The 20,973-nt window shown below is 63.7% G+C and carries 14 protein-coding genes and 4 tRNA genes; 17 read left to right on the top strand and 1 reads right to left on the bottom strand.

The window, feature by feature from the left end:
• The first annotated feature begins 22 nt into the window (after positions 1 to 22).
• The 17 genes from J2S71_RS02045 (at position 23) to J2S71_RS01965 (ending at position 18,495) form a co-directional block, all read left to right on the top strand.
• On the top strand, positions 23 to 1,039 hold the full coding sequence (locus tag J2S71_RS02045) for a glycosyltransferase family 2 protein (protein ID WP_307388458.1): 1,017 nt from the start codon (positions 23 to 25) through the stop codon (positions 1,037 to 1,039).
• Between the two features lie 63 nt (positions 1,040 to 1,102).
• Positions 1,103 to 2,236, top strand: a complete 1,134-nt coding sequence (locus tag J2S71_RS02040) for a DegT/DnrJ/EryC1/StrS family aminotransferase (RefSeq protein ID WP_307388456.1) — start codon at positions 1,103 to 1,105, stop codon at positions 2,234 to 2,236.
• A gap of 202 nt (positions 2,237 to 2,438) precedes the next feature.
• Positions 2,439 to 3,821, top strand: a complete 1,383-nt coding sequence (locus J2S71_RS02035) for an ATP-grasp domain-containing protein (RefSeq protein ID WP_021727082.1) — start codon at positions 2,439 to 2,441, stop codon at positions 3,819 to 3,821.
• Between the two features lie 199 nt (positions 3,822 to 4,020).
• Positions 4,021 to 4,104 (top strand) — tRNA-Tyr (locus tag J2S71_RS02030).
• A gap of 1 nt (position 4,105) precedes the next feature.
• Positions 4,106 to 4,181: transfer RNA gene (locus tag J2S71_RS02025), tRNA-Thr, on the top strand.
• Positions 4,182 to 4,202: 21 nt separating this feature from the next.
• Positions 4,203 to 4,279: transfer RNA gene (locus J2S71_RS02020), tRNA-Met, on the top strand.
• Between the two features lie 82 nt (positions 4,280 to 4,361).
• The gene (gene tuf, locus J2S71_RS02015) at positions 4,362 to 5,567 is read left to right on the top strand and encodes an elongation factor Tu (protein ID WP_021727125.1); all 1,206 of its coding nucleotides are present in this window, start codon (positions 4,362 to 4,364) and stop codon (positions 5,565 to 5,567) included.
• Between the two features lie 226 nt (positions 5,568 to 5,793).
• Positions 5,794 to 5,943, top strand: coding sequence for a 50S ribosomal protein L33 (gene rpmG, locus J2S71_RS02010; protein WP_021727064.1), 150 nt, complete (start codon positions 5,794 to 5,796; stop codon positions 5,941 to 5,943).
• 14 nt (positions 5,944 to 5,957) lie between these two features.
• Positions 5,958 to 6,033, top strand: a tRNA-Trp gene (locus tag J2S71_RS02005).
• Between the two features lie 72 nt (positions 6,034 to 6,105).
• The gene (secE, locus tag J2S71_RS02000; RefSeq protein ID WP_021727113.1) at positions 6,106 to 6,483 is read left to right on the top strand and encodes a preprotein translocase subunit SecE; all 378 of its coding nucleotides are present in this window, start codon (positions 6,106 to 6,108) and stop codon (positions 6,481 to 6,483) included.
• Positions 6,484 to 6,490: 7 nt separating this feature from the next.
• Positions 6,491 to 7,036, top strand: coding sequence for a transcription termination/antitermination protein NusG (nusG, locus tag J2S71_RS01995; RefSeq protein WP_021727149.1), 546 nt, complete (start codon positions 6,491 to 6,493; stop codon positions 7,034 to 7,036).
• Positions 7,037 to 7,124: 88 nt separating this feature from the next.
• The gene (gene rplK, locus J2S71_RS01990; RefSeq protein ID WP_021727110.1) at positions 7,125 to 7,553 is read left to right on the top strand and encodes a 50S ribosomal protein L11; all 429 of its coding nucleotides are present in this window, start codon (positions 7,125 to 7,127) and stop codon (positions 7,551 to 7,553) included.
• A gap of 223 nt (positions 7,554 to 7,776) precedes the next feature.
• The gene (rplA, locus tag J2S71_RS01985) at positions 7,777 to 8,481 is read left to right on the top strand and encodes a 50S ribosomal protein L1 (protein ID WP_021727101.1); all 705 of its coding nucleotides are present in this window, start codon (positions 7,777 to 7,779) and stop codon (positions 8,479 to 8,481) included.
• A 695-nt stretch (positions 8,482 to 9,176) separates the two neighbouring features.
• Positions 9,177 to 9,695, top strand: a complete 519-nt coding sequence (gene rplJ, locus J2S71_RS01980) for a 50S ribosomal protein L10 (protein WP_021727077.1) — start codon at positions 9,177 to 9,179, stop codon at positions 9,693 to 9,695.
• A gap of 72 nt (positions 9,696 to 9,767) precedes the next feature.
• On the top strand, positions 9,768 to 10,148 hold the full coding sequence (gene rplL / locus J2S71_RS01975) for a 50S ribosomal protein L7/L12 (protein ID WP_021727108.1): 381 nt from the start codon (positions 9,768 to 9,770) through the stop codon (positions 10,146 to 10,148).
• Between the two features lie 404 nt (positions 10,149 to 10,552).
• Positions 10,553 to 14,047, top strand: coding sequence for a DNA-directed RNA polymerase subunit beta (gene rpoB / locus J2S71_RS01970; protein ID WP_307388451.1), 3,495 nt, complete (start codon positions 10,553 to 10,555; stop codon positions 14,045 to 14,047).
• A gap of 5 nt (positions 14,048 to 14,052) precedes the next feature.
• On the top strand, positions 14,053 to 18,495 hold the full coding sequence (locus tag J2S71_RS01965; RefSeq protein WP_307388450.1) for a DNA-directed RNA polymerase subunit beta': 4,443 nt from the start codon (positions 14,053 to 14,055) through the stop codon (positions 18,493 to 18,495).
• A 676-nt stretch (positions 18,496 to 19,171) separates the two neighbouring features.
• Here J2S71_RS01965 and J2S71_RS01960 read toward each other — a convergent pair.
• Positions 19,172 to 20,905: an IS1634 family transposase gene (locus J2S71_RS01960; protein WP_307387966.1), complete on the bottom strand. Its 1,734-nt coding sequence runs from the start codon at positions 20,903 to 20,905 to the stop codon at positions 19,172 to 19,174.
• Between the last annotated feature and the right edge of the window lie 68 nt (positions 20,906 to 20,973).

Here is a 20,973-nt window from a genome sequence, read left to right as displayed (position 1 = left end):
GATGAGAGAGTTGGAACAGAATATGCCAGCGAATGAGATCGTGGTGTCGGTACTGGGAATCTGCTACAACCATGCCAAGACGCTTCGACGGGCCCTCGACAGCGTGGTGTGCCAGCAGACGAGCTTCGCCTTCGAGCTGCTCGTTCATGATGATGCCTCCACGGATGGCTCTGCGGACGTCATTCGGGAGTACGCGGAGCGCTACCCTGCGATCGTACGCCCCTTCCTCGAGAGCGAGAACCAGTACGGCAAGGGAAGGTCGGTCATCACCGAGATGGCCGCCCAGGCACGCGGACGCTACGTGGCGCTGCTGGAGACGGACGACTGCTGGTGCGACAGCTCCAAGCTCGAGCGCCAGGTGCATGCGCTCGACGAGCACCCCGAGTGCGCCTTCTCGGTTCACGACGTGCTGGCTCGTAGGCCCGGTGACAGCAATCCGCACGCCATGTTCCCGCCCGTGCCTGTCGACGAGGGCATCCTCGGCGCGGACGAATGGCTCCGTCGGGAGCTCTATGAGGGCAGATGGATGTTCCAGATCAGCTGCATGCTGACGCGCCGCGACTATGTGGACGAATACCTCAAGCTTGCGCCAACGGGCTTCCCCAGCAGGTTCTACCTCGTGGGGGATCAGCCCATGCAGCTGTTCTTCCTCAGCAAGGGACCCGCCTGGTACATTGCGCGCCCCATGTCCTGCTACACCGAGGACAGCGGTGGCTTCATGTCCCGACTCTCCCGTGACCCCGTCTTCAGCGTACGCGTGCACCAGGGGTATCGCGCGGGGCTCCAAGCGTTCGACGAGTATAGCGAGGGTCGCTACACCACCTATGTGCAGCGTGCCATCCTACGTCGCGAGTTCTTCGAGGACCTCGTCCTTCACCACTACGCGGCACTGTTCTCCCCACGCTACAAGCCCGTGCTTGAGGAGTACGGGGTCGCCCAGCGTCTCAAGTGGAACGTGCTCTCCGGCGCCAAGGTGATGCTTCGACACAGGGGCACCGGTTCCGACGACGTCGCGTCGCAGCATACCTCTCTGGTATAGCCCGAGCCCCTGAGAGGCGTCCCGCCCCATCCCAGCCCCAACAGACCCCGTGAGAGAGAACCCATGAGCGCACACAAGAACATCCTGGTCACCCGTCCGTCAATGCCCCCATTCGAGGAGTACGTGCGAGAGATCGGAGATGTCTGGGACAACAGGTGGCTGACGAACATGGGCCCCAAGCACGAGCAGCTGCAGGAGGGGCTCAGACGCTACCTCGACGTCCAGCGCGTGGAACTCCTGACCAACGGCCACATGGCATTGGAGCTCTCGCTCCAGGCGCTGAAGCTCCAGGGCGAGGTGATCACCACGCCCTTCACGTTCGCGTCAACGACGCACGCCATCGTCCGCAACGGCCTCACGCCGGTGTTCTGTGACGTCAGCGCCCGTGACTTCACGATGGACGTCTCCAAGGTCGAGAGCCTCGTCACCACGCGCACGAGCGCCATCATGCCCGTGCACGTGTACGGCAACATATGTGACGTGGACGCCATCGCCGAGATTGCCGAGCGCCATCACCTGAGGGTCATCTACGATGCCGCCCATGCCTTCGGCATGCGCTATCGCAATCAGGGAATCGCAAGCTTTGGTGATGTATCATGTCTTAGCTTCCATGCGACCAAGGTATTCAATACCATCGAGGGCGGAGCGGCCTGCTACCGCGACATGGACTTTGGCCTGGAGCTCTACCGACTCAAGAACTTTGGCATCCGAGGTCCCGAGTGGGTGGATGGCGTTGGCACCAACGCCAAGATGAACGAGTTCTGCGCTGCCATGGGCCTGTGCAACCTGCGCCATGTGGACGATGAGATCGCGAGGCGTGGGCGCGTGGTCAGCCGGTATCGGGAGCGGCTGGAGGGTGTGGGGGGCATTCGGCTCAGTCCGGTTGACCCCCAGGTGCGGCCCAACTATGCCTACTTCCCCATCATCGTGGACGAGCAGGAGTTTGGGGCCAGCAGGGACGGCGTCTGCCAGGTCCTGGAACAGGCGGGCGTCAAGGCACGAAAGTACTTCTATCCGCTCACGAGTGCGTTCGAGTGCTATCGGGATCGCTTCGACGCGACGCAGACGCCCGTGGCGCTGAGGCTCAGCGAATGCGTGCTCACCCTACCACTCTACGCCGACCTGCCGCTCGAGGACGTGGACTTCATCTGCGACCTCGTGCTGGACGCCAGGACGGCAGGAGGGACGTACCGATGATTCTCAAGGGGCTTGCCAGGTACCTTGTCTGGCGAGAGGGGGCAGGTTCGCGGGCATGCGGCCGGTCATGGGACGTGGAGCTGGCCGTCAGGGTGCCACCCCTGGCAGCTGCGTTGCCGCCAGACTCCCCGCAGGCCCATCCGGACGCCCGAGGAGCAGGCTCGTCGCCGGGACGAGAGAGGGACGGTAGAGAGGGGATCGCGTGCAGAAGCTGCTGATGCTGGGCACCTCACTGGGGAGTGTCGACATCGTGCGCAAGGCCCAGGGCATGGGCTGCCATGTGATTGTGACCGACGGGCTTGCCCCGGAGGCGTCCCGGGCAAAGCTCGTCGCCGACGAGAGCTGGCCGATCGACACGGGAAACGTGGGGGCGCTCGAGGAGCGCTGCCGTGCCGAGGGCGTGGGCGGCGTCTTTGCCGGCGTCAGCGAGTTCAACCTCGACCGCACCATCGAGCTGTGCGGGCGTCTGGGACTCCCCTGCTACATTGCGCCCGAAGGCTGGGAGACCGCGCGCAACAAGGGCAGGTTCCTCGACATCTGCCATCGGGAGGGGGTGCCCACGGCAGACCAGTACGCCCCCGATCCCGCCCTCATGGATCAGGCTGTGACTGAGCTCGCCACCGGTGGCGTCCGGGATGCCACGCGGGCGAGGCTCGACGAGGAGCTCGCCGCCGTGCGCTTCCCCGTGGTGGTGAAGCCCGTCGATTGCAGCGGCAACCAGGGGGTCAGCTTCTGTGACACGCCCGAGGAGCTTGTGCGTGCCTGGCAGCTGGTGCGCCAGGTGTCCGAGAACCCCCGCGTCGTGGTCGAGCAGCGCCTGGTGGGCGACGAGTTCAGCATCGTCTACGCGCTGGTGGGGGGGCAGGCGCGCATGCTGCGCCTGGGCGCCACCTACAACGAGCCCGGACATCCCCCCAACATCTATGACTTTGGAACCACCATCTCGACGGGCTATTGCACATACCTCAGGGACGTGGATCCCGGCGTGCGTCGTGTGCTCGCCGCATCCGGCTGCCGGGACGGCATCGCCTCCGTCCAGGCCATCCGCACGGCCGATGGCGTCTTCCACCTCTTCGAGCTGGGGTACCGCCTCACGGCGGACATGGGGTATGACAAGATGATCGCCATGACCGGCTTCGACGCCATCCAGTGGCTGCTCGACTTCCAGCTGGGCAGGGGGCATGAGGCGGACGAGCTGCCCCGACCGCCGGAGCGTCCGATGCGCGAGAGCTCGAACGTCTACTTCTTCTTTGCCGCACATGCGGGAACCATCGCCAGCATCAGGGGGCTCGAGGAGCTGGAGGGCACGCTCGTGGACGACCCCCAGGCGCGTCGGGACGTCGCTGACGACCACATAGCCGTCGACATGCTGGCCCAGGAGGGCATGGAGGTGACTGCTGGTAGGCTCATGGGCAAGCTCACCTTTCATGCATATGATGCCGCGGCCGTCGTTGCCACGCTCCGTCACATCAATGCGCGCGTGTCCATCAGGGATGAGCGAGGGAGGGACCTGGTCGTGCGGTTCTCCCGCTATGCCGACCTCCTGGCGGCGGAGGCGCAGGAGCAGGCGCCAGATCAGGGCTAGTGCCCCCTGCGACGGGCCGCTCGCGCAGGTCGCCCCACAGTTGTGCAGGAATCGTGGGAGAGAGACGCCCGGCCGCGTGGATTCCGTTGACAACGATGTGTACCCGTCGTATCATTCTCCCGCTTGCAAGGAGGAACCCATTCGGAGGGGCGTGCCTTTCGGGATGATTCCGCACTTGTAGGTGGCTTGAAAACGGCATGGGGATGTGGCACAGCGGCAACTGCGGCGGACTGTAAATCCGCTCCCTCTGGGTTCCATGGTTCGAGTCCATGCATCCCCACCATGCCCGTGTAGCTCAGTCGGTAGAGCACTTCGTTGGTAACGAAGAGGTCACCGGTTCAAATCCGGTCGCGGGCTCCATCTCAAGTCGTTCGGCACCATGCCGGTGTAGCTCAGCTGGTTAGAGCACGCGGCTCATACCCGCGATGTCACTGGTTCGAATCCAGTCACCGGTACCAGCAATCTTACGGCGCTTCGGTGCCGTTTGAGATATGCGCACGTGTAGGATGGCCTAAGGGTTGTTTCATAAGGAGGACGGCAATGGCCAAGGAGAAGTTCGATCGTAGTAAGCCGCACGTAAACATTGGTACGATTGGTCATGTCGACCATGGTAAGACGACCCTGACGGCCGCCATCACCAAGGTCCTCTCCGAGCAGGAGGGCTGCAAGGCCGACTACACCGCCTTCGAGAACATCGACAAGGCTCCCGAGGAGCGCCAGCGCGGCATCACCATCTCCGTCGCCCACGTCGAGTACGAGACCTGGGAGCGCCACTACGCCCACGTCGACTGCCCCGGCCACGCCGACTACGTCAAGAACATGATCTCCGGTGCGGCTCAGATGGATGGCGCCATCCTCGTCATCGCCGCCACCGACGGCCCCATGGCCCAGACCCGCGAGCACATCCTGCTCGCCCGCCAGGTCGGCGTGCCCTACATCATCGTCTTCCTGAACAAGTGCGACATGGTTGATGACGAGGAGCTCATCGATCTCGTCGAGATGGAGACGCGCGACCTCCTCTCCGAGTACGACTTCCCCGGAGACGACACCCCCATCATCCGTGGCTCCGCCCTCGGCGCCCTCAACGGCGAGCAGAAGTGGGTCGACTCCATCATCGAGCTCATGCACACCGTCGACTCCTACATCCCCACGCCCCAGCGCGACAACGAGAAGCCCTTCCTGATGGCCATCGAAGACGTCATGACCATCTCCGGCCGCGGCACCGTCGTCACCGGCCGTGTCGAGCGCGGCGAGCTCAAGCTCAATGAGCCCATCGAGATCGTGGGCCTCAAGGACACCCAGACCTCTACGGCCACGGGCATCGAGATGTTCCGCAAGACCATGGACTTCTGCGAGGCTGGCGACAACGTGGGCATCCTGCTGCGCGGCATCAAGCGCGAGGACGTCGAGCGTGGCCAGGTGCTCTGCAAGCCCGGCTCCGTCACCCCACATAAGAAGTTCACGGGCGAGATCTACGTCCTCACCAAGGAGGAGGGTGGCCGTCACACCCCGTTCTTCTCCGGCTATCGTCCCCAGTTCTTCTTCCGCACCACCGACGTCACGGGCGACATCCAGGCGCTCACCGACTCCAATGGTGGCAAGGTCGAGATGGCCATGCCGGGTGACCACGTGACCGTCAGCTGCGAGCTCATTCATCCTATCGCCATGGAGCAGGGTCTCCGCTTCGCCATCCGCGAGGGCGGCCACACCGTCGGTGACGGCCGTGTCTCCACGATAGAGGAGTAGCCCCCTCCTTTCGGAGCGCGACACTCCCCCAAGGCAGCAGGGCCCGGCATCCCGATGGATGCCGGGCCCCTTTCGTGAAGTGCGTGAGGGTGCCCAGGGTTTGGTGGTTTTGTTGAGGGGCAGTGGCATGACCTGCGGCAGTTGACATACCTGGCCGAGCAATGGTACCCTCGCTACTTGCGTCGCCCATGGGGTCATACGGCGGCGATAGTCTACAGGAGGATTCATGCGCACACTGGTTACTCTCGCATGCACCGAGTGCAAGCGTCGCAACTACACCACCAAGAAGAACAAAAGCAACACTCCCGACCGCATGGAACTGAAGAAGTATTGCCCGTGGTGCCATAAGCACACCATCCACAAGGAGACCCGCTAGAATGGGGTCTGTACACGCCAGTAGTTCAATTGGTAGAGCATCGGTCTCCAAAACCGAGTGTTGAGGGTTCGAGTCCTTCCTGGCGTGCCAGCTAACACCACCGGCAATCCCCCTTGGGGCTTGCCGGTTTCACTGAAGAGGGACATCCAAGAGGGGTGAGGGATGGCAAAGAAAGAGCGACAGAGGAGGAGTGCCCGTCAAGCGCGCCAACGGGAGCGTGTCGCACGCGAGGCACAGGAGGCTGCCGCTACTTCCGATGAGTCCAAGGGCTCCAAGAGGGTCGCCACGTCCGAGGGCAAGAGCCTCGCGGCTGGCTCCGCCAAAGGCGGCAAGGAGGCGCCTAGGAGGAAGGGTCGCATACGCACGTACCTTGGTGCGGTGGGGAGCGAGCTTCGTCGTGTGTCCTGGCCCTCAAGATCCGAGCTTACCAACTATTCCGTGGCCGTCATCGTGGCGCTTGTCGTCGTGGGTGCCGTCGTATGGCTTGTCGATACGGGCTTCCTCAATCTCATGTTCCAATTCACAAAGCTGAGGGGGTAAGGGCACGATGGCTAAGCGCTGGTATGTGGTTCACACCTACTCAGGCTATGAGAACAAGGTCAAGAACGACCTCGAGCATCGCATCGAGACCTACGGCATGGAGGACCAGATCGTAGACATCCAGGTTCCCACCGAGGAGGTCACCGAGATCAAGAATGGTGGCAAGCGCGAGACGAAGGACGTTAAGGTCTTCCCCGGCTACGTGCTCGTGCGCATGGAGCTGGATGACAACAGCTGGGTGGTCGTGCGTAACACCCCCGGCGTCACGGGCTTCGTGGGCGTGGACGGCAAGCCCGTCCCCCTGCGCCGCTCCGAGTTCAACAAGATCATGCGCCGCACCAACCCATCGGGCGTGCGGGAGCCTAAGCGCGCCACCACGACCGACCTTGAGGCTGGTATGTCCGTCAAGGTCGTGAGTGGCCCCTTGGCCGACTTTGATGGCCAGGTGTCCGAGGTCATGCCCGAGGCGGGCAAGGTCAGGGTCATGCTCATGATCTTCGGTCGCGAGACCCCAGTGGAGCTCACGCTCGACCAGGTGACACAGATCGCCTAGCCCACAACCCCCTGTTCCGTAATCGGTGAGGATTGCTTCTCGGAACAGACACGATAGATCGCAAACGTTCGCTTCAAGGAGACACACGATGCCAGCAAAGCAGGTCGTCCACTTCATCAAGCTCCAGATTCCCGCCGGCCAGGCCAACCCCGCGCCTCCCGTGGGCCCCGCCCTCAGTGCCGCTCAGGTCAACATCATGCAGTTCTGCCAGGCCTTCAATGCGGCCACGCAGGACAAGGCCGGCGACATCATCCCCGTGGAGATCACGGTCTACGAGGATCGCTCCTTCGACTTCGTCACCAAGACCCCTCCGGCGGCCCAGCTCATCAAGAAGGAGCTCAAGCTCAAGAGCGGTTCCGGCGTGCCCCAGCGCGACAAGGTGGGGCAGCTCTCCCAGGAGCAGCTCACCAAGATCGCCGAGATCAAGATGCCCGACCTCAATGCCAACGACATCGAGGCGGCCAAGAGGATCGTTGCCGGCACCGCCCGCTCCATGGGCGTCACCATCGCCGAGTAGCGCACGCACCCCTTCGGGGGTGCATCCCCTTGTCCTCGGCTCAAGCATTTCATGGATTTCGCCGAGGACAAGGGGATGCACCCATCGGTTTCTGCTGCCGCTACTTGGCGATGGTTCCCACGGCTCGGCAGTGGCAAACGTTGGAAACTGGTGGAGTGCCATTGAGATCGAGGGAGGGTGGCCAGCCCGTTCACCTCGCAACTACCTAGAGGAGGTACGTAGTATGGCAAGGCATGGAAAGAAGTACAATGCGGCTGCGGCCAAGGTCGAGAGGGACGCCCTTGCCCCCAAGGCGGCACTTGCGCTCGTCAAGGAGCTTGCGTCCGCCGCATTTGACGAGACCATCGAGGCCTCCATCCGCCTGGGCGTCGACACCCGCAAGGCCGACCAGAACGTCCGTGGCTCCATCAGCCTGCCCAACGGAACCGGCAAGAACGTGCGCGTGGCCGTCTTCGCCGAGGGCACCAAGGCCGACGAGGCCAAGGCCGCCGGCGCGGACATCGTGGGCTCTGACGACCTCGTTGCCGAGGTTCAGGCTGGCAACATTGACTTTGATGCCGTCATTGCCACGCCCAATCTCATGGGCAAGGTCGGTCGTCTTGGTCGCATCCTTGGCCCCCGTGGCCTCATGCCCAACCCCAAGCTCGGTACCGTCACCATGGATGTCGAGAAGATGGTCGGCGAGCTCAAGGCCGGCCGCGTGGAGTATCGCGCCGATCGTTATGGCATCTGCCACGTGCCCCTGGGCAAGGCCTCCTTCCCCGTCGAGCAGCTCGTGGAGAACTACGCGGCCCTCTACACCGAGATTCTCCGCGTGAAGCCCTCCAGCGCCAAGGGCCGCTACGTCAGGTCCATCTCCGTGTCCTCCACGATGGGTCCGGGCGTCAGGATTGACCCCTTCGTCACCCGCGACTTCCTCGCCGAGTAGCAGGGTGTCCCGGCCTGAAGGCCGGGACACCTTTTTGTACGTGTGCGTTGGATTGAGCGTGAGATTTCCCAACTGGGCAAACGTGGGGCAGCCTCAATCCAACGCGCGTCTTGGAGCCGCCACGGCCTACGGGCCTGTCGACGAGCGCGCTCAGAACCGATCCCCGTGCCCACCGCGAGGTCGGGTCATCAAGGGCATCGGTCAGTCGGCGCCTTCGCCGAGACCTTCCCCTTCGCATGACACGCGTCTCCATGGGCGAGGCGGATCCATTCATGATGCGGCGCGACTCATGCCATGCGGGCGTGAGCCCCCGGAGTCCGCGTGCCTCGGCGCTCCACCGCCGAAGCTCGTCAGCGGTGGCCAGGGGAGGGAGAGGGAGTGGCAGGCGTCCCGTGACGCGCCTGCGGACTGTGAGGAGCTGCCACAGAGCCTTCCAGGTATGGGGATGGCGAGCCTTGACGTATGCCCGCGACTCTGCAACAATGTCCCCCGTCCGAAAGGGCGATGTACAAACAGCACGTCCGCTGCCAAAGACAGCCGGTGCCGCAAGGCTCAAAGGGGGAACCCGCCTGCCGAGGTGGTCTCAGACTTGTCTCTTGGACCCCGCTTTGGCTGCGCGCCAGGCGGGGTCCTTCGTGCGAAGGTCCGCCCGCGTCGGCGGCTCGTGCCCGAGCGCAGACAGGGAGGTGTATTTCATGCCAAACAAGAGCAACGTCTCCATGCTGGAGAAGATCGGCGAGTCCCTCGAGAGTTCCAAGGGCATGTTCGTGATCGACTACCGTGGTCTCACCGTGAAGGAGACCCAGGAGCTCCGCCGCAGCCTCATGAAGGCCGGTGCGCACATGAAAGTGTACAAGAACAACATCGTCAAGATCGCGCTGAGGAGCGCAGAGCTTCCCGAGATCGAGAACATGGTGGGCACCTGCGCCTATGTCTTCTATGACAACGATCCCGTCGAGGCGGCCAAGGTCATCAAGAGGCAGTCCGAAGCCCTCCACAAGATCGAGTGGGTTGGCGCCATCGCCGATGGCAAGGCTCTCTCTGCCGAGGATGCCAAGGCCTACGCGGAGCTCAAGAGCCGCGACGAGCTTCTTGCCGAGCTGGTCTTCGTCATGGCAAGCCCGCTTTCCGGCATCGCACAGGTTGCCGCCGGCCCTGCGCGTGGCCTGGTCACTGCGCTGTCCGCCGTGGCCGACCAGAGGGAGGCCGCCTAGGTCAGGCCCCCGCACTACCGCACCGAATCGGAATGGGCGTCACAAGGGCGCCCCTGACAAAGGAGAATTGACATGGCCGTCACCAAGGATGAGATCATCGAGACCCTCAAGGAGATGCCCGCCCTCGAGCTTTCCGAGCTCGTTCACGAGCTGGAGGACGTCTTCGGCGTCTCCGCCGCCGCTCCCGTTGCCGTTGCCGCCGCCCCCGCAGCCGACGGCACCGCCCCCGCCGAGGAGGAGAAGACCAACTTCGACGTCGAGCTGACCTCCTTCGGCTCCAACAAGATCGCCGTCATCAAGGTCGTTCGCTCCCTCACCAGCCTTGGCCTCAAGGAGGCCAAGGAGGCCGTCGAGAGCGCTCCCAAGGTCCTCATCGAGGGTGCCAAGAAAGACGATGCCGAGGATGCCAAGAGGCAGCTCGAGGAGGCCGGCGCCGAGGTCACCCTCAAGTAGCTCGTTTTCTCAGAGCTCGGCGTGCCATCGTTGCGCGCTCGGGGGCCGAGCCCAGCTCGGCCCCTTCCCATGCCGCGGCGCAGGAACGAGGCGGGCCCGCATGGACGGTCCTACAGGGATGCCGGAACGGCGCGTCCGGGCGCCGCACACCCTCCCTGCGCCCTGCTCCCCCGCAGTCACATACCAGCACGAACCATGGCTCGCGAGCACACATCCCGCACACAAACGAGAAGGCGTTTCCGCAGGATTATCTGGCCGCTGGCCTCATAATGTATTTTCTGGACGATGTCAAGCCCCAATCGTTGACCAACCCCCTCCATTCCGATACTTTATTAGTTTGCGATGACTGACGCCATATGGGTGCGACGATCGTCGCGGTCACTCGTCTAAGGAGGAAGTGTCTGGTGCCTAACGCAAAGTCTTCCAAGGTTGCCCAGAATCAGCGCGAGCGCGTGAGCTTTAGCAAGATTCCTCGGGCAATGGAGCTGCCAAACCTCATCTCCGTCCAGAGGGAGTCGTTCGAGCACTTCATGGGTGAGGGGCTCGCCGAGTCGTTCGCCGAGTTCTCGCCCATTGAGAACGCCGCCAAGACCATGGAGGTCACCTTCGGCGACCACCAGTTTGGCGACGCCCCCGCAGACATCGCGGAGTGCCGCGCCAAGGACATCAACTACCAGGCCCCGCTCTTCGTCGACGTGCGCTTCGTCAACAGGGAGACCGGCGAGATGAAGGAGCAGCTCGTCTTCATGGGCGACTTCCCCCTCATGACCGACCGTGGCACCTTCATCATCAATGGCACCGAGCGCGTCGTCGTCTCCCAGCTCGTGCGCTCGCCGGGCGTCTACTTCTCCCACGAGGTGGACAACGGCGCGGACGTCCATCACGTGCAGTTCATTCCCGCGCGTGGCGCCTGGCTGGAGTTCGAGGTCGACAAGCATGGCCACCTGGTGGTCTCCATCGATCGCAAGCGCCGTCAGAACGCAACGCTCTTCCTGCGTGCCCTCGGCATCGCCGAGAGCGACGACGACATCATGAACCTCCTCGGCGACTCCGACGTCGTACGTTCCACGCTCGAGCGTGACGTCGCCACCACCCGTGAGGATGCCCTCGTCGAGATCTACCGTCGCCAGCGTCCGGGCGAGCCACCCACCGTGGACAACGCTCGCTCCCTGCTCGAGGGCCTCTACTTCAACAACCAGCGCTATGACCTTGCCCGCGTTGGCCGCTACAAGATCGACAAGAAGCTCGGCCTCGCCATCGATGCCAGGCAGCGCGTCCTCACCGAGGAGGACATCGTGGGCGCCCTGCGCTACCTGTTGGCGCTGCACGCTGGTGACACCACCAAGCGCCTCGATGACATCGACCACTTCGGCAACCGCCGCGTGCGCACGGTGGGCGAGCTCGTGCAGAACCAGTTCCGCATCGGCATGACCCGTATGGAGCGTGTCATCCGCGAGCGCATGGCCTCTCAGGATCCGGATGACATCACGCCCCAGTCGCTCATCAACATCCGTCCCATCGTGGCCGCCATCAAGGAGTTCTACGGCTCCTCGCAGCTCTCGCAGTTCATGGACCAGTCCAACCCGCTGGCTGGCCTCACGCACAAGCGTCGTCTCTCCGCCCTGGGGCCCGGCGGCCTCGCGGGTCACAAGAGCGGCTCCAACCGTCGCACCAATGTCCCCACGGCCGTTCGCGACGTCCACAACTCGCACTACTCCCGCATGTGCCCCATCGAGACGCCCGAAGGCCCCAACATCGGCCTCATCGGCTCTCTGGCACTGTACGCGCACGTCAATGAGTACGGCTTCATCGAGGCTCCCTATCGCAGGGTCGAGGGCGGCAAGGTCACCGACCAGGTCGACTGGATGACCGCCGACGAGGAGGAGAACCACGTCATCGCTCCGGCGGACGTCCCCATCGATCCCAAGACCGGCGAGTTCGTACGCATCAACTCCAAGGGCAAGGTCGTCAAGGCCGATATCGTCGTGGCCCGCACCAAGAACTTCGACGGCAGCTTTGGCGCTCCCTCGCAGGTAGACGTCATGAGCGTCGACTACATGGACGTCTCCCCGCGCCAGCTGCTCTCCGTGGCGGCCAACCTCATCCCGTTCCTCGAGCACGATGACGCCAAGCGCACCCTCATGGGTGCCAACATGCAGCGCCAGGCCGTACCCCTGATCCGTCCGCATGCCCCCATAGTGGGCACCGGCCTCGAGCGCGCCGCCGCGCACGATTCCGGAGAGCTCATCTGTGCCGTGCATGCCGGCACCGTCTCCGAGGCCGACGCCGCTCATGTGGTCGTGGACACCGAGGATGGCCCCGAGCGCTATGACCTCCCCAAGTACGAGCGCTCCAATCAGAGCACCTGCATCAACCACAGGCCCGTCGTCACCGTGGGACAGCGGGTGGAGCAGGGCCAGGCCCTCACCGACAGCACGTCCGTCGACCATGGCGAACTGGCGTTGGGCACCAACCTCACGGTGGCCTACATGCCGTGGGAGGGCTACAACTACGAGGACGGCATCATCGTCTCCGAGCGCGTCGTACGGGATGACCTGCTGACCTCCATCAACATCTCCCGTCACGAGATCGATGCCCGCGACACCAAGCTCGGCCCCGAGGAGATCACCCGCGAGGTTCCCAACCAGTCCGAGGAGATGCTCGCCAACCTCGACGACGACGGCATCATTCGCATTGGCGCCGAGGTGGGCCCTGGCGACATCCTGGTCGGCAAGGTCACTCCCAAGGGGGAGACGGCGCTCACCGCCGAGGAGCGCCTGCTGCGCGCCATCTTCGGCGCCAAGGCCCACGACGTCCGCGACACCTCGCTCAAGATGCCGCATGGCGCCTACGGTCGCGTCGTGGATGTGGTGCGTTTCAGCCGCGAGGCCGGGGACGACCTGCCTCCCGGTGTCAACGAGCTGGTCCGTGTCTTCGTGGCCCAGCGCCGCAAGATCCAGCAGGGCGACAAGATCTCCGGTCGCCATGGCAACAAGGGTGTCGTCTGCAACGTCCTTCCTGTCGAGGACATGCCCTACATGTCCGACGGCACATCCGTCGACGTGCTGCTCGATCCCTTGGGCGTCCCCTCTCGCATGAACGTGGGCCAGCTCATGGAGACCCACTTCGGCTGGGCCGCGGCCCATGGCTGGGATACCACGAGCGCTGACTCCCACGAGGTCGTCGAGGGCGACATGCTCGTCGCCACCCCTGTCTTTGACGGCGCGTCCGACGAGGTGGTCAGGGAGGCCCTGCGCCGCTCCAACATCAACGTCATGAACCGCGCCAAGGGCCTCTATGGTGACGCCCTCGACCCGCACTTCGTGACTCAGGTGAGTGACATGGGCAAGACCACGCTGTACGACGGCCGCACGGGAGAGGCGTTCCATAACCCCATCACGGTGGGCGTGAGCTACATCCTCAAGCTCGGCCACATGGTGGATGACAAGATCCACGCCCGCTCCACCGGCCCCTACAGCCTCGTCACGCAGCAGCCGCTGGGCGGCAAGGCCCAGTTCGGCGGCCAGCGCTTCGGTGAGATGGAGGTCTGGGCGCTCTATGCCTATGGTGCCTCCCATGTGCTGCAGGAGATCCTCACCGTCAAGTCCGACGACACCAACGGCCGCGTCAAGACCTACGAGTCCATCGTCAAGGGCGAGAACGTGCCTGCCGCCGGCATCCCCGAGTCCTTCAAGGTGCTCGTCAAGGAGATCCGCTCGCTGGCGCTCAACATCAAGCCCATCTCCTACAGGAAGGAGAGGGGCCAGGCAGAGGAGCGGCAGGCCCCCGATGCCGTCGAGGTCCTTTCCTCCGACGCCGCCCTCGACGACCTCATCGGCATGTCTGCCGCCGCACCGGCGGACGAGTTGGCCGCAGACGCACACGACGATAAGGAGTAGCGAACGTGGCAGATTTCGATACCACAGACTTCGACGCAATCAAGGTCTCGCTGGCGTCCGCTGACGAGATCCGTAGCTGGTCGCATGGCGAGGTCAAGAAGCCTGAGACCATCAACTACCGCACCCTCAAGCCCGAGAAGGACGGTCTCTTCTGCGAGAAGATCTTTGGCCCCACGAAGGACTGGGAGTGCGCCTGCGGCAAGTACAAGGGCATCCGTTTCAAGGGCATCGTCTGCGAGCGCTGCGGCGTCGAGGTGACGAGTGCCAAGGTGCGTCGCGAGCGCATGGGCCACATCGAGCTGGCTGCCCCGGTGAGCCACATCTGGTACTTCAAGAGCCCCAACAGCTTCCCGCTGGCCCGTCTGCTCGACGTCAAGAGCAAGGACCTCGAGAAGATCCTATACTTCGCGAGCTACGTCATCACGCACGTGGACGGCGAGGCGCGCGAGGCCGACGCGGAGGATCTCAAGGAGGAGCTTGCCGCCGACCTCGAGGAGCTCGACGCCGAGCGCGACGACGAGATCGAGCGCCTCAGGGCGCAGGGCGGGGGAGCGGACGACGAGTTCGACGACATCGAGCCGCTCTCCGCTGACGAGGTGCGCGCCGGCGTGGTCGACCTCGAGGAGGAGTACGCCGAGGAGAAGCAGCTGCGCACGGATGCCTACAACAGGTTCATGCAGCTTGAGGAGCGTGAGCTCATCTCCGACGAGAGCCTCTTCACCGAGATGAGGCGCTACTACTCCATCTACTTCAAGGGCGGCATGGGCGCCGAGGCCGTGCGCGACCTGCTTCGGGCCATCGACCTTCCCAAGGAGGCCGAGGAGCTGCGCGCCATCGTCGTCAACGACGACTCCCAGAAGCAGAGGCGCGAGCGTGCCGTCAAGCGCCTGGAGATCGTGGACGCCTTCCTCAAGGGCGGCAACGACCCCGCCAACATGATCCTCGACGTCATCCCGGTCATCCCACCCGACCTGCGCCCCATGGTGCAGCTCGATGGCGGTCGCTTTGCCGCGTCCGACCTCAACGACCTCTACCGGCGCGTCATCAACCGCAACAACCGCCTCAAGCGCCTGCTCGACCTCGACGCCCCGGCGATCATCATCAACAACGAGAAGCGCATGCTTCAGGAGTCCGTGGACGCGCTCTTCGACAACGGCCGCCGCGGCCGCCCCGTCACCGGCCGCGGCGGCAGGCCCCTGAAGTCGCTCGCCGAGTCGCTCAAGGGCAAGCAGGGCCGCTTCCGCCAGAACCTGCTGGGCAAGCGCGTCGACTACTCCGGTCGCTCCGTCATCGTGGTCGACCCCAAGCTCAAGCTGCACCAGTGCGGCCTGCCGTCCGCCATGGCGCTGGAGCTCTTCAAGCCCTTCGTCATGCGCAGGCTCGTCGAGCTGGGCAAGGTGGACAACTTCAAGGTCGACAACATCAAGGCCGCCAAGCGCGCCATCGATCGTCAGCTGCCCGCCGTGTGGGACGTGCTCGACGAGGTCATCAAGGGGCGCCTGGTGCTGCTCAACCGCGCACCGACCCTGCACCGCCTGTCCATCCAGGCCTTCGAGCCCGTGCTGGTGAACGGTGAGGCCATCCACCTGCACCCGCTCGTCTGTGCGCCCTTCAACGCGGACTTCGATGGCGACCAGATGTCCGTGCACGTGCCTCTGTCCACCCAGGCGCAGACCGAGGCCCGCGTGCTCATGCTCTCGAGCAACAACTTGCGCTCTCCCGCATCGGGCAAGGTGCTCACCGTGCCGTCGCAGGATATGGTCTTTGGCGTCTACTTCCTCACCATGGAGAAGGATGACGCCAAGGGGGAGGGCCGCGTGTTCGCCGACTTCGACGATGCGCTGCACGCCTACGACTGCCGCAACGACCTCGACATCCAGGCGAGGATCGAGGTGCGCGTCTCGGAGGCCGATGCCAACGTCCTCAAGGACGGCAGGGGCTACTTCCGCGTGATGGAGGGTCGTGGCGAGGCCACGGACTACGATGTCACCGACCATCCCGTGCGTATCGAGACCACGGTGGGCCGCGTGATCTTCAATCGACAGTGCCTGCCCGCCGACTATCCCTACATGAACTTCAAGATGGTCAAGAGCGACATCTCCGCCCTGGTCAATGACTGCTGCGACCGCTACAGCACCACCAGGATCGAGGAGATCCTGGACGCCATCAAGCACAGTGGCTTTCACTATGCCACCCGGGCGGGTCTCACCATCTCCGTCTGGGACGCCGTCATTCCCGATGACAAGCCCCAACTGCTCGAGTCGGCCCAGGACAAGGTCGACCAGATCAACGAGAACTACGAGAACGGCCTGCTCTCCGAGCGCGAGCGCCACGCCGAGGTCATCAACGTGTGGACCGACTGCACCGATACCCTGGGCACCGAGATGCTCGACGGCTTCACCGAGGACAACCCCATCTACATGATGGCCGACTCCGGCGCCCGTGGCTCCAAGACGCAGCTGCGCCAGCTCGCCGGCATGCGCGGCCTCATGGCCGACATGTCCGGTGACACCATCGACCTTCCCATCAAGGCGAACTTCCGCGAGGGTCTCGTGCCCCTGGAGTACTTCATCTCCACCTATGGCGCCCGCAAGGGCCTCGTGGACACGGCCTCGCACACCTCGGACTCCGGCTACCTCACACGTCGCCTGGTGGACGTCGCGCAGGACGTCATCGTGCGCGAGGAGGACTGCGGCACGGACGAGGGTGTGACCTATGACCTCGTCAAGTCGGGCGAGTCCGGCGTGGACGCGGACCTTGTCGGACGCTGCGTGCTGAACGACATCACCGATCCCCAGACCGGCGAGGTGCTCCTAGCGAGGGATGCCTACATCGAGTCGACCGACGACCTCGAGATGCTCCGCGCGCATGGCCTCAAGAGGGTCGAGCTGAGGGCACTGCTCACCTGCAGGTCCAAGTATGGCGTCTGCCAGAAGTGCTATGGCTGGGACCTCTCCACGAGACGCCCCGTCAACATCGGCACCTCCGTGGGCATCATCGCCGCGCAGTCCATCGGCGAGCCGGGCACGCAGCTCACGATGCGCACCATTCACTCCGGTGGCGTCGCGGGTGCGGATGACATCACGCAGGGCCTCCCCACGGTCGCCCGCATGTTCGATGTCGTGGGCAACGTCAACGAGAAGATCCTAGGCCGCGAGGCGGACCTTGCCCCCTACAGCGGCATCCTCAAGATCACCACGGAGCAGACCGAGTACCTGCTCCAGATCCTGGATGCGGACGACGAGAGCCGCATCATCGCGGAGTGGCGGGTGCCGGTCTCGGTGCGCTTCATGCCGGGCTTCGAGGAGGCCATGGGCGAGGGTGTCACCGTGCGTGCCGGCGACCAGATCACGCGTGGCTTCGTGAACTTCCGCAAGCTGCGCAAGCTCACGGACATAGAGTCCACGATGCACACGTTCGTGAAGTCGGTCAAGGACGTCTACACGTCCCAGGGTGTCGACCTCAACGACAAGCACATCGAAGTCATCGCCCGTCAGATGCTGCGCCGCGTGCAGATCATCAACCCCGGTGACTCCACCTACCTGCTCGGCCAGTACGTCGACCGTTACGTGTTTGGCGACACCGTGCGCAACATCGCCATGGCCGGCGGCACGCCTCCGCAGGCAGAGCCCGTCATCTTGGGTACGCTCAAGGTGGCCAGCTCCATTGACTCCTGGCTGTCCAGCGCCTCGTTCATCCGCACCGCCGGCGTGCTCACCGACAGCGCCATCAAGGGTGAGGTCGATCACCTCCTCGACCTCAAGTCCAACGTCATCGTGGGCAAGAAGATTCCCGCAGGCACCGGTCTGGAAGCGTACGACAACGTGGAGCTCACCTACCACGGCGAGAAGGTCGAGGGTCCCACGAGCCCCAATGCCAAGACGCTGCCCGAATGGGCACCCGACGAGCTCAAGGACGTCGAGGAGAGGCTTCCCAAGCAGCTCGACTGGATTGGCGACGACTACGGCTACGGTGGGGTGTACTCCAAGAACGGCCGGACGCTCTCCAGCGAGGACGCCAAGCTCTATCTCTTTGATGACCTGGGCGTCTCGCAGCGCTGGACGAACAAGTTCAGCGAGGTGGGCATTGAGACCGTGGGGGATCTCATCGGCAAGACCGAGGACGACTTGCTTCACATCGATGGCATCGGTGCAAAGGCGATCGAGGAGCTTCGTGAGGGCCTCGAGGCCCGCGACCTCCTCTATATCCTGGAGCCCGAGGAGGACGAGGCCGACAGCGAGGATCTCTCACAGCTGCTGAACATGGTGTTCTCGCCTGACGCAGGCGGTAACATCATGTTGGGCACTGCGGTGCCCACCACGCATGCGGATGACGACGACCTCATCGGTGGATCCACTGAGCGGAACGATGGCCAGGTCATCAACGAGGACCTGGGCTCGCTGCATGACCTGCTCTCCCAGGTCGAGCAGGGCGAGGGCGAGGAGTAAGTCCCCTACAGGTGGTATCGCCGCAAGGAGTCAGCAGGTCGGGCCCCCATCGCAGTGCGGTGGGGGCCCGACCTTCATACAGGGCCCCCAGCCCTGTGCCGCGCGCCCTTCGCGCGGCATGCAGGTCCACCCATTCGGCCGATGGACTCCCGTCATATGGCAGAAGGCTTCACCCTCTGGCACGGTGATCGTCCGGGTCGTCGGCCCCGAAGGGTCGTGCCCCAGCCAAGGGCAGACCATCCGCTATGCGGATGGTCATGATGCTCTCGAGGGAGCGAAATGGCCTCAAGTGCGTCCCGACGTCAGGGCGCAAGGCAAGCTCACAGGGAAACCGGGGGCCATCTGGCGCCTTCGCGAATCCCAATCCTGGGCCTTTGTCATCCGTGGACGTCGTCGACGTGCCATGGGCACGTGCCTGGGCACGCACTTGGGGCCATTTCGCTCCCATGCCGCCGCGCGGCATACGAAGGGGACTCGTGCATCCTCCGTATTCTATCCACCAACATGCGCCCTATGGGGTAGAGGGGATAGCTATGTACGAAGCGAGTGCCAACGCGAACGGTTGTGAGCAAAAAAACGCAAGGTTTCGCAAAGAAATAATTGGGGTATCCCATTTTCCGCAGCTAGATAGCAAAGACAGTACTGGTTAGCTGCGGTTCTGTTGATGGGTGGCTGACTATCCTCTGTGTTGGAGCGTTAGCCTATTTGCCTTAGCTAAGACCTGTTTGGCCTGCTTGGTTGTGAGGAACTTGAGCTTGAGCTCCTCGAGGCCACAGGAGGCGGCCAGGGCGTCAGACTCGTCCGTCCTGTGGTCGAACACCCACCAGTTGGAATCGAAGTTCGTGGCTGACATGGCCTTGATCTCACGTCTTATGTGGGCCGCGGGGACACCCGTCTGGCACTGCAGGATCCGAAGGATCGTGAGGGCCACGAAGCACGTGAGGAAGTGGGCCTCTATATGGGCGTCCGTCCAGACGTAGACGGGCCTGGTCCTGAGCTCTGACTTGGTGAGTTTGAAGGACTCCTCTATCCGCCAGAGCTCCCGGTAGGCATCGAGTATCTTCTCGTCCTGCCAGTCTGTCTCGCTTGTGACGACGAGGTAGTAGCCGTCCAAGTCCTCTGCCTCCCTGATGGCATCCTCATCCAGGGAGAGCTTGCGGGCATCGGCAATAGTGCCCGTGTCCCTGTCGAAGGTGAGGCCCCTCACGTACTTTGCCGCCCCATGGGCCTCATGGGCGCTGAAGGCGGCGGGGCTTTTAATGAGCGTGCGTGCCCTCTCGATCACCTTGGCCCTGTCGTGGCGGGCACGCTCCTGGTACTTCCTTGACCAGAAGCCGACGTACTTCACGGGAATCCTTATGTCCTTGGGCTTTCCGCCCTTCGTATCCCCTGCCTTGATGTGGCAGGCCTTGAAGCCCTGCTTGCTCTTGATCTTGAAGTCGTCTCCCATGTGGCGGTAGCCCTGGTCGTCCGTGAGCCACCTCTTCAGGGCGGCGTCCGACTTGGTGCCGCGTGCCGACTGGGAGAAGACGAAGCCGTCCCCCCTGGCCACGGCCGCCGCTATGTTGTCCGACGAGTTGAGGCCCTTGTCGGCGACGGCTATGAGCCTGTCCATCCCGTAGTCGCGCTTGAGGTCGGAGAGCACGGGGATCATGGTCTGGGCGTCTGGGGTGTTGCCCGAAAACTTCCTGTAGCAGATGGGGATGCCCCTCTCGTCCTGCAGGAGCCCCATCTGCACGATCGGGCTCCTCCTGTTCTCCTTGGAGACCCCGCGCTTCCTCAGCTCGTCCTGGGCGTCGCTTTCGAAGTAGTAGTTGGTGACGTCGTAGTAGACGCAGGACATGTCCCTCATGCCCGCGGCCGCTATCCGCCTGTTCATGGAGGAGACGACCTTGTCCTTGGCCCTCGCGAGCTCGTCTAAGGCCCTGTAGAGATCATCGTCCGTGAAGTCGCTCTTGAAGAAGTACCTCTCCCTGTTCTGCCAGGCTGCGCGCTTGGACCCTGGCCCTAGGATCCGCTCTGTCACGAGCAGCCTCGTTACGCTGTTGAGGTCGTATGCCACGCTCCTGCCGCGCAGGTAGTTGCGCAGCACTTGCTCGATCCCCAGGGCGCTGTAGACGGCAAGCGCGATCGCGCACCCCAGGTTCTTCCTGTTGGTCCCCCTCCTGTCGATCTTCTCCAGGGGGTGGATCTCGAGGGGAAGAGCCTGCTCGCCCTCTTTCTTCTCGCGAGTCATCTCAAGGGCCTGGGCCCGTCCCCACTCGATGGGGTCTTGATGCTCCTCCTCGAGCTCGTCGATATAGCCCAAAGACCTCACTTGGCGCTGCTTGGTCTTCTTGCCGACCCGGTAGCTCTCACATACAGAGAGCTTCACCCGTCCGTTCCTCTGTGGGGTCCTCTTCAGAAACATCTTCCGCCCCTCCGCTCTCGAAGGCCACCCCATATATTAGCACATACAACACAATACAACGCGCATAA

Source organism: Olsenella profusa DSM 13989, assembly GCF_030811115.1.
Classification (GTDB): Bacteria; Actinomycetota; Coriobacteriia; order Coriobacteriales; family Atopobiaceae; genus Olsenella_F; species Olsenella_F profusa.
The sequence above is the reverse complement of the archived record's forward strand: the minus strand, read 5'-3'. Positions and strand labels throughout refer to the sequence as shown.